Raw genomic sequence first — 9,434 nt, forward strand, 5'->3', positions numbered from 1 at the left:
AAAGTGGCGCAATGAACCTAAGACGGTCCCTTCCGGCTTTAGTGCCGCTGGTGCTCGCCGCGTCCTTCTTCGCGGCCGGCCCGGCTGAGTCGGGGACACCGAAGCAGAGTCCCGTGAACGTCACGCTCGACGCGATCCGGTTCGATCCGCACGCGCCGAAGCTCGACGTCACCTACGGGTCCTCCGCGCTCGAACTGAAGTACATCCAAAAGGACGCGGCCGACTCGAACGGCTGCACGACCCGCGGCGAAGAGGAGACCGAGCAGGCTGAGGTCCAGCCGGGCTCGGGTCACGTCACGGTCGCCGGCACCCGGTACGACCTGGTGCAGTTCCACTTCCACACGCCGTCGGAGCACCAGTTCGGCGGCCGCAACACGCCGCTCGAGATGCACCTCGTGCACCGCAGTGCGGAGGGCAAGCTGCTGGTGGTCGGCGTTCCGCTGGTCGTCGGCCAGCACTCGGTCGTCGACGACGTGCTGGCGAAGCTCTCGCCGGAGTGCGGTGCGCCGGTGGAGATCGAGCCGATCGACCTCAACCGGTTGCTGCCGGCCGGTCACGCGACGCTGCACTACACCGGTTCGCTGACCACCGCGCCGTTCACCGAGGGCGTCGAGTGGTACCTGACCGGCGAGCAGCACGTGTCGGCGGCGACGATCGCGCGCTTCAAGGGGCTGTTCACGGCGGGCAACTCCCGTGCGACGCAGCCGCTGAACGGGCGGACCATCGTCACGGTCCCGCGGATCTGATCCACCCTGCTGAGAAGGCCGGCTCCCTGCCGTGGGGGCCGGCCTTTCGCGTGTGAGCAGACGCACCGCCCCAGGGCTTCTGAAGCGCGTCAGAAAGTCCGTAAAATCGTGCCAGTGAACACCACCCGCGCGATGACCGCGCTCGCGCTCGGCGGGTTCGGCATCGGTACGACCGAGTTCGCGACGATGGGGCTGCTGCCGCAGATCGCGGAGACCTTCGGGATCCCCGACTACGAGGCCGGCCACGCGATCAGCCTCTACGCCGCCGGTGTCGTCGTCGGCGCGCCGTTGATCGCGGTGCTCGGCGCCAAGCTGCCGCGCAAGGGCATGCTGATCGGCCTGATGCTCGCGGTCGCGCTGGGCAACGGCTTGTCGGCCGCCGCGCAGGACAAGACCCTTCTGCTCGTTGCCCGGTTCGTCGCCGGGCTGCCGCACGGCGCGTTCTTCGGCATCGCGGCGGTCGTCGCCGCCACGCTCGTTGCTCCTGAACGGCGGGGGACGGCGGTCGCGCGCGTGATGGTCGGACTGACCGTGGCGAACCTCGTGGGCGTGCCGCTCGCGACGGCGGCCGGTCAGCAGATCGGCTGGCGCACGGCGTACCTCGCGGTCGCGGTGATCGCGGTGATCACGGCCGTGGCGATCGCGGCCTGGGTGCCGCGGGTGCCGACGGCCGAGGGCGCGTCGATGAAGGGCGAGGTCCGCGCGTTCCGGCGGCCGACGGTCTGGTTCGCGATCTTCACCGGCATGATCGGCTTCGGCGGCATGTTCGCCGTCTACTCCTACGTCGCCCCGCTGACCACCGAGGTGGCCGGGCTGCCGGCGAGCGTGGTGCCGTGGATGCTCGCGGTGTTCGGGCTCGGCATGACGCTCGGTGCGACGTTCGGCGGGCGGTTCGTGGACCGGTCCGCGATGGGGTCGGTGTTCGGCGGCCTGGTCGCGGTCTGCGTGATCCTGGTGCTGTTCGGGCTGACCGCGTCGATCCCGGCGTTCATGTTCGTCTTCCTGTTCCTGCTCGGGTTCGTCATTCAGATCCTGGCGGCCGCGCTGCAGATCAGGCTGATGGACGCCTCGCCGGACGCGCCCTCGCTCGCGTCGTCGTCCAACCACTCCTCGCTCAACGTCGCGAACGGTGCGGGCGCGTGGCTCGGTGGCCTCGCGATCGCGGCGGGCTGGGGTTATACGTCCACGGCGTGGGTCGGCGTCGGCTTGTCGTTGGCGGGCTTGGCGATCGCGGCGGCGTCGGTGGTCTACGAACGCCGTGCTTTCACACGTGAGATCACGAACCAGCAGATGGCGATGGCGAGCGCGGCCAGCACCACTGTCGACACCCACCCCAGGTAGCGGTCGACCAGCTCGTAGTTCTCGCCGAGCGCGTACCCGGCGAGGATCAGCGCGGTGTTCCAGACGAGGCTGCCCGCCGCGGTGTAGAGGGTGAACTTCAGGATCGGCATCCCGGACACCCCGGCGGGGATGGAGATCAGGCTCCGCACGACCGGCACCATCCGTCCGACGAACACGGCTTTGGTGCCGTGCTTGTCGAACCACGCGTCGGCTTTGTCCACATCGGACGCGCTGACGAACGGCACCTTGCCCGCGAACCGGCGCAACCGCTCCAGCCCGAGCCACGCGCCCAGGCCGTAGAGCACCAGCGCGCCGGCGACCGACCCCGCGGTGGTCCACAGGATCGCGGCGATCAGCGAGATCCTGCCCTGGCCTGCGGTGAACCCGGCCAGCGGCAGGATCACCTCGCTCGGCACCGGCGGGAACACGTTCTCCAGCGCCACCGCGAGCCCCGCGCCAGGTGAGCCCAGTGCCTCCATCAGTCGCGTGATCCACTCCATGGACGTCGAATTACCCGTTTTGCCCGGCCCCTCAACCCCTTGGGTGGAGACGGATCTCCACCCCGGCTACGGTCCTCGGTCCACGCGCTGACCAGCCGGAATTCCTAGCGTTGCAGCCATGACGGGAACTGTTGAGGTAGTGCTGATCATCGCGGTGATCGGGTACGTGCTGGCCCGCCGCCTGCTCGGGGAGCCCGCGATCGGCAAGCGGCTGTTGTTGATCCCCGCCGTGCTCGGGGTGATCGGCGTGACGCAGGTGTCGGTGCACTCGGTGGGCGCGGTCGCGTTCCTGGGGTTCAGCACGGTGATCAGCGTGGTTTTCGGGTTGCTGCGTGGCATGAGCGTCCGCACGTACGAGCAGAACGGCATCGTGATGCTCCGCTACACGGTCATGACGCTGGTGCTGTGGGTGGCGAGCATCGCCGCGCGGTTCGGCGCGGGTTTCGTGCTGGGCCTGGTGGATTCGGACGCGGCGCGGAGCAGCAACAGCGGGCTGATGCTCGCGGTCGGCGCCGGTCTGCTCGCGGAAGGTCTGGTGGTGCTGGCCAAGGCCGTCCGGGTGCGCGGTCAGCTGGTGTGGTCGAAGGGACGCCGAGGTGAGCCGCACCGCACGTCGCCGCTGCTGGACTCGTGGCAGCAGCGGGTGCACGGCAACCGGAACAGGCATGATTCATCTCGATGAGGACCGTTCCGTGGTTGAACGACGAGCTGTTCCGGCCGCTCGCCACCGCCGCGATCGCCGTGATCACGGTGATCCACCTGGTCGAGCGCCCGGTCCGGTTGCCTGAGCTGACCTGGCCGCTGGCCGCCGTGGTGATCGCCGCGGCGATCGCGTGCGTGGTCGTGCCGGAACGGGTGCCGCAGCGGTGGAACGTCGCGCTGGTCTCGGTGTTCGTCGTGACCAGCGCACCGCTGTTCGCTCTCGCGCCGGACACGGCGGGCGTGGCGTTCGTCTTCCTCGCGACCAGCACGGCCGGGCGCCGGATCGAGTCCACGCCGGTCGCGGTCGCGTTGGCGGTCGCGGGTTCGCTGCTCACGATGGCCTCGACGTGGGTGGTGGAGACTCGGGGCGCGACCGACATGCCACCGTGGTGGCTGTGCCTCACCGCGGGAATGCCGGTGCTCCTCGGCCTGGTTCGCCGGGAACGCGCCGTGGCCGCGGCAGCCGCCGAGTACGCGGCGGCGCTGGAGGAACGCGGCCGGATCGCGCGCGAGATCCACGACGTGGTCGGGCATTCGTTGTCGGGCATCGCCGTCCAGCTGGACATGGCCGACGCTCTGCACGTCGCGGGCAAGTCCGCCGAGGCGAACGAAGCCGTGCTGCGCGCACGGGCGTTGGCGGTATCAGGCCTGAAGGAAACCCGCCGAGCCGTGCACGCGCTACGGGAAGACTCGCTGCCACTGCCTGAGTCACTCTCACGGCTCGCATCGAGTCACGGCGCGTCGTTCACCGTCACCGGTGAGGGCTCGGTGAGCGTGGAGATCGCGCAGGCAATCATCCGTGCCGCGCAGGAAGCGCTGACCAACGCGCACAAACACGCGTTCGGGGCTGACGTGTCGTTGTCGCTGGAGTACTTGCCGTCGACGATCAGGCTGACCGTGATCGACAACGGCACGGAGCGCAAGGCGGGGTCCGGGATGGGGCTGGCCGGGATGCGGGAAAGGGCTGCTTTGCCAGGAGGCACGGTGTTCGCCGGCCCGGAGGGTCTGGGGTGGACAGTGAGGGTGGACTACCCGCGATGATCAGGTTGTTGATCGTGGACGACCAGGCGGCGGTCCGCGACGGACTCGCCGTGATGCTCGACCTCGACCCCGACATCACCGTCGTCGGCACGGCGGCGAACGGCGCGCAGGCCGTCGCGGCGGTGGCGGAACTCCGGCCCGAGGTCGTGCTGATGGACCTCAACATGCCGGTCATGGGCGGCGCCGAGGCCACGGGCGCGCTGCGGGAGTCACATCCGGAGCTGCCGGTCGTCGTGCTGACCACGTTCGATGACGACGACTCGATCCTGGCGGCGTTGCGCGCGGGTGCCCGCGGCTATCTGACCAAGGACGCGGACCGCGCGACGATCATCCAGGCCGTGCGCGGTGCTCACGCCGGCAACGCGATCCTCGATCCGGCCGTGCAGCTGCGGTTGCTGGACCTCGCCAGCCGCAAGCCCGTCGAGCAGCCCGGTGTCGATCTCACCGCGCGCGAGCGGGAGGTGCTCGACCTGATCGGGGAGGGCCTGCGCAACGGGGAGATCGCGCGGCGGTTGTTCATCAGCGAGGCCACGGTGAAGACGCACATCAACAACCTGTTCGCCAAGGCGGACTTGCACTCCCGTGCGGACGCGGTCCGGCTGGCGCTCAAGCTTCGGTGAGTCCTCGTCAAATGCAGTCTTGCACTCCCGTGCGGACGCGGTCCGGCTGGCGCTCAAGCTTCGGTGAGTCCTCGTCAAATGCAGTCCTGCACTCACGCGCGGACGCGGTCCGGCTGGCGCTCAAGCTCCGATGAATCTTGGCAACTTCTGTCATTTCATGTCACTTTGGTTGACACCGCAGGTCGAGACCTCCTACCTTCGTGAAGTGTTCCCCTGTCGAATCGCCGCCAGGAAGGACACCGAACGATGGAATCGCGCATCACCCGCAGGGCGGCGCTCACCGCTGCCGCCCTGGTGTTCGTCACCGTCACTCCCGCGCACGCGGCACCGGCGTGGAATCCCAACCCCGCGACCGACGGCCTCAAGGCGTTCGAGGGCATCGAGGTCGACCGCGGCAACAAGTTCCCCGACCGCAAGGGCAAGTACATCGTCGTCGAGGGTGACCACTACCGGTTCAACATCTGGAAGAACGACCGCGACACGACCGGTGGCGGTGACCGTCAGCGCACCGAGTCCAAGGGCATGGTCACCAACGGCAGCGCTCTGAAGCTGAAGAACGGCGAGACCTGGGTCATCTCGTACGAGATGTACATGCCGTCATCCCTGCACGGCACGAGCAAGTTCACGCACATCTTCCAAACCAAGACACCCGAGACCAACGGCGGACCGTGGACCACCCTGTCGTTGAGTCGCAGCGGTAGCACCGAGACGATCAGAGCGCGCGCGTTCAGCACGTCCGGTGCGCCGGACATCGCCTCCACCAACCTGGCCCCGTTGCGCGACAAGTGGGTCACCGTCGAGTGGACGATCACGCCCGGTGCGAGCGGCACGGTCGGTTTCGTGCTGCGCAACGGCACGGGTGCGAACGCGCCGATCGCGGTGCAGGGCAAGCGTTCCGGCGTGCGGATCCCGGACGAGGGTGACTACGTCCGGCCGAAGTGGGGCATCTACCGCTCGGTCGAGAGCGCCTCGTCGGACATCCTCGACACCTACATCAACTTCCGGAACTACACCGCGACGAAGAAGTAGGACGTGGGCCGGGTGGCCCGCTGATCGCCCGCAGGTCTACCGTTGTCTGCCTTCACTTTTCCCGATGAGGAAAAACCCGGAGGTCAACGGTGCGAGGCGCGATCGCGGCGGGCCACCCGCTCACCGCCCAGGCGGGCGCGGCGATGCTGCGCGCCGGAGGAAACGCGGTCGACGCCGCCGTCGCGGCGATGCTGACGTCCTGCGTGACCGAACCGCTGCTCACCGGCCTCGGCGCCGCCGGGTACATGATGATCGCACCGGCCGGGGAAAGCCCTGTGCTGCTGGACTTCTCGGCCGAGGCGCCGGGACGCGGCCACACCGGCGCGCGGGCTCCGCTCGACCCCATCACCGTCCACTTCGGTGACGCGCAGCAGGAATTCCACGTGGGACCGTCCTCGGTCGCCGCCTTCGGCATGCCCGCCGGTGTCGCGAAGGCCGCCACGTACGGCCGGGCACCACTCGAAGAACTCGTGGCCGCCGCGGTGACACACGCCCGTGAGGGCCATCGGGTGAACCAGTACCAGGCGTACGTGACGGCTCTGCTGCTGCCGCTCGCCGTCAGCGCCGGCCTCAACGCGTTCGAGGAAGGCGAACTCCTCGTACAACCCGAGCTCGCCGACGCCCTGGAACGGCTCGGCCGTGAGGGCGCGGAGCCGTTCTACACCGGCGACATCGCGGCCACGATCGCCGGCACGATCACCGCGAACGGCGGCGACCTCAGCCGGCACGACCTCGCGGCCTACGAAGTGATCCAACGCGAACCGCTGCACGTGCGGCATCGCGGCCGTGACATCCACACGAACCCACCACCCGCGGCGGGCGGTGCGTTGCTCACGCAGATGCTGGAAGCGTTGCCGGACAACCCGTCGCAGCAGGACCTCATCCGCGCGCTGGCCACCCCGAAGGCGCACCTGAACCGGCTCGGCTCCACCACGCACATCTCGGTGCTCGACGCCGACGGCACGGCGTGTTCGGTCACCACCACGAACGGCGCGAACTCGGGCATCTCGATCGCCGGCGTGCACCTGAACAACATGATGGGGGAGGAGGACCTGTCGCCCGACGGGTTCTTCAGCCACGCGCCCGGCGACCGGCTGCCGTCGATGATGTCGCCGACCGTCGTCACCCACCGCGGCGAGACCCAGCTCGTGCTCGGCAGCGCGGGATCGAGCCGGATCTGCGGCGCGATTCTGCAGGTGCTCGTGAACGTCCTCGACCGCGGCATGCCCGCCCAGGACGCCGTCGACGCGCCCCGGATGCACCTGAGCGGGGACCACCTCCACGTCGAACCGGGAATTCGACCGGAAAGTGAGCTCCCGGTCACCCGGTTCCGCGCGCCGAACATGTTCTTCGGCGGCTGTCAGGTGGTCGAAATGACGGGATCCGGCCTGCTCAGGGGTGGTGCAGATCACCGAAGGGGCGGCGCGATCGTCATTGCGTGAGATGTTGCCCGCATAATGGGATATCTGGTTTCCTGATTCACGGATCAACGCGCACGATGGTCGGGTGACGGCACTCAGCGAGAGAACATCCTCGCCGCTCCTGTCCCGTACTTTCCTCCAACTCTCCGGTATCAGCGTCGTGTGCGGCGTCTCGATGGCGTTCGCTCTGCCGTTCGGCTCGCTCTTCCTCACGACCGAGGTCAAGGTCACGCCGTTCCAGCTCGGCTTCTTCCTGATCGCGAGCCCGCTCGCGTCGGTCGTGGCCAGCACGATCATGGGCAAGCTGTCCGACGGCCGGGTGCAACGGCGGTACATGCTCGCCGCGGGCGGGGTGGCCGGTGCGATCGGTTACAGCCTGTTCGCCGTGCTGCGCGACTACTGGTTCCTGCTCGGCACGTCCGTTGTCTTCGTGGCGATCACGTCGTCGTTGTTGCCTCAGCTCTTCGCGTACGGCCGTCAGGTCTCACAAGGACCATCGATGGTCGTCAGCGTTCTGCGGACGCTGCTGTCGGTCGCGTGGGTCGCCGGACCGCCGGTGGCCGCGTTGCTCGTCGCGAAAACGGGCTGGGTGGGCCTGTTCGGGGCGACGGCCGTCCTCCAGCTCGGTGTCGCGGTGCTCGCCTTCACGCTGCCCGTGCCGACCGCGGAACCCGAAGAGACGCCGCAAGAAGAGGCTGCCGGACCGGCGCGGGGCAACATGGCGGTCGTCGCTGTCGCGTTCATGTTCATGCAGGGCTCCGTCGGGCTCGCGGTGAGCGGCCTGCCGCTGTTCGTCACGACCGAACTGAGGGGCACCGCCGGTGACGCCGGGCTCGCGATGGGTCTGTGCGCGGCGCTGGAGATCCCGATGATGCTGTGGTTCGGGTCGCTGGCGAACCGGATGTCGCAGCACAAGCTCGTGCTCATCGGCGCAGCGATCTCGTTGAGCTACCACGGTTTGATGGTGTTCACGGACGCCGTGTGGCAGGTGATGGCCGCGCAGCTGCTGCACGCCACCGTCATCTCGTTGGTCATGGGTGTGGGCATCACCTACTTCCAGAGCCTCGACCCCGGCCGACCCGGCCACGCCACGACGATGTTCAGCAACACCCAGATCGTCGGCGGCATGATCGCGGGCGCGTTGCTCGGCGTGTCCCAGGAGCTGGGTTTCCGGTGGGTCTACGGCTTCAGCTTCACGATGTGCGTGTGCGGGCTGTCCTTGCTGCTCGTGGTCGGCAGGCTCACTGGATCGTCGAGGCGGTGACCTTCGGCTTCTCGGCCGCGCCGAGGTAGAAGATCCCCTTGATGGTCTCGAAGCCGAGGCTCGGGTTGCGGCGCAACGTGGACCCCTCGACCGACATCGAGCCCGACTTGTCGTTGCTGACGAAGAACACCGCGCCGCCGCCCTCGTTGGCCTGGTTGTCCTCGATCAGCGATCCGGCGATCCGCAGCGTGAACGTGTTGCCGTCGTTGTAGATCGCGCCACCGCTGCCGCCACCCGGCGTGCCACCGCGCGCAGGGTTGGCGCCACGGCCGATGGCCTTGTTGCCCTTCATCAGGCAGTTGAGCACCACCCAGTTCGTGGCGATGCTGCTCAACGCACCGCCGTTGGAGCACACACCGCCGTCGAAGGTGCTGCTGGTGATGTGGACGGGTGCGGTGCTGGGCCGGTCGACCACGCGGATCGCGGCGCCGCCGAGGTCGGGACCGTTGGCGTCGCACTTGTTGTTCGCGAAGCGGGAGTTCACGACCTTGAGGTTGCCGCCGCGCACGATCAGCGCGCCGCCGCCTCCGCCGTCGCTCGTGTCACCGGTCGAGTTGCCGTCGGCGAGGGTGATGTTCTGGACCACCAGCCCCGGCCCGTCCTGGTCGAGCAGCCGGCGCTGACCCTGGCCGCTCAACGTGATCCGGCCGCCGCCGTCGAGGACGACCTTCGCGCGGACCTTCGCGGTCGCGGCCATCGGAATGGTGAGCGGGTTCGGCCCGCAGTTGAAGGTGATGATCCCACCGGCGGCGACCGCGAAGGTCCGCGCG

The 9,434-nt window shown here is 68.6% G+C and carries 10 protein-coding genes; 8 read left to right on the top strand and 2 right to left on the bottom strand.

Annotation, left to right across the window (positions count from 1 at the left end):
• The first annotated feature begins 11 nt into the window (after positions 1-11).
• Both B0F77_RS13865 and B0F77_RS13870 read left to right on the top strand, forming a co-directional pair.
• Positions 12-746, top strand: coding sequence for a carbonic anhydrase family protein (locus B0F77_RS13865; RefSeq protein ID WP_158102684.1), 735 nt, complete (start codon positions 12-14; stop codon positions 744-746).
• A 114-nt stretch (positions 747-860) separates the two neighbouring features.
• Positions 861-2,087, top strand: a complete 1,227-nt coding sequence (locus tag B0F77_RS13870; protein WP_245848103.1) for an MFS transporter — start codon at positions 861-863, stop codon at positions 2,085-2,087.
• Here B0F77_RS13870 and B0F77_RS13875 read toward each other — a convergent pair.
• Positions 1,994-2,587, bottom strand: a complete 594-nt coding sequence (locus tag B0F77_RS13875; RefSeq protein WP_086663285.1) for a DedA family protein — start codon at positions 2,585-2,587, stop codon at positions 1,994-1,996. The genes B0F77_RS13870 and B0F77_RS13875 overlap by 94 nt on opposite strands.
• Before the next feature lie 118 nt (positions 2,588-2,705).
• On the opposite strand from B0F77_RS13875, the gene B0F77_RS13880 reads away from it, so the two are divergent.
• From B0F77_RS13880 to B0F77_RS13905, 6 genes are all read left to right on the top strand, one after another.
• On the top strand, positions 2,706-3,269 hold the full coding sequence (locus B0F77_RS13880; RefSeq protein ID WP_143466712.1) for a DUF1453 domain-containing protein: 564 nt from the start codon (positions 2,706-2,708) through the stop codon (positions 3,267-3,269).
• Positions 3,266-4,330, top strand: a complete 1,065-nt coding sequence (locus B0F77_RS13885; protein ID WP_086663287.1) for a sensor histidine kinase — start codon at positions 3,266-3,268, stop codon at positions 4,328-4,330. Before B0F77_RS13880 ends, B0F77_RS13885 begins: the two co-directional genes overlap by 4 nt.
• Positions 4,327-4,950, top strand: a complete 624-nt coding sequence (locus B0F77_RS13890) for a response regulator (RefSeq protein WP_086663288.1) — start codon at positions 4,327-4,329, stop codon at positions 4,948-4,950. Before B0F77_RS13885 ends, B0F77_RS13890 begins: the two co-directional genes overlap by 4 nt.
• Positions 4,951-5,196: 246 nt before the next feature.
• Positions 5,197-5,979: a hypothetical protein gene (locus B0F77_RS13895; RefSeq protein ID WP_245848106.1), complete on the top strand. Its 783-nt coding sequence runs from the start codon at positions 5,197-5,199 to the stop codon at positions 5,977-5,979.
• Positions 5,980-6,068: 89 nt separating this feature from the next.
• Positions 6,069-7,421 carry a gamma-glutamyltransferase gene (locus B0F77_RS13900; protein ID WP_211293780.1) on the top strand — a complete coding sequence of 451 codons (1,353 nt, stop codon included), beginning with the start codon at positions 6,069-6,071 and terminating at the stop codon, positions 7,419-7,421.
• A 64-nt stretch (positions 7,422-7,485) separates the two neighbouring features.
• Complete coding sequence (locus B0F77_RS13905; RefSeq protein ID WP_143466713.1) at positions 7,486-8,664, top strand: sugar efflux transporter; 1,179 nt, start codon at positions 7,486-7,488, stop codon at positions 8,662-8,664.
• Here B0F77_RS13905 and B0F77_RS13910 read toward each other — a convergent pair.
• On the bottom strand, positions 8,642-9,434 hold a 793-nt coding region (locus tag B0F77_RS13910; RefSeq protein ID WP_086663290.1), incomplete at its 5' end, for a hypothetical protein. The genes B0F77_RS13905 and B0F77_RS13910 overlap by 23 nt on opposite strands.

The organism is Lentzea kentuckyensis (assembly GCF_002150765.1).
Lineage (GTDB): Bacteria > Actinomycetota > Actinomycetes > Mycobacteriales > Pseudonocardiaceae > Lentzea > Lentzea kentuckyensis.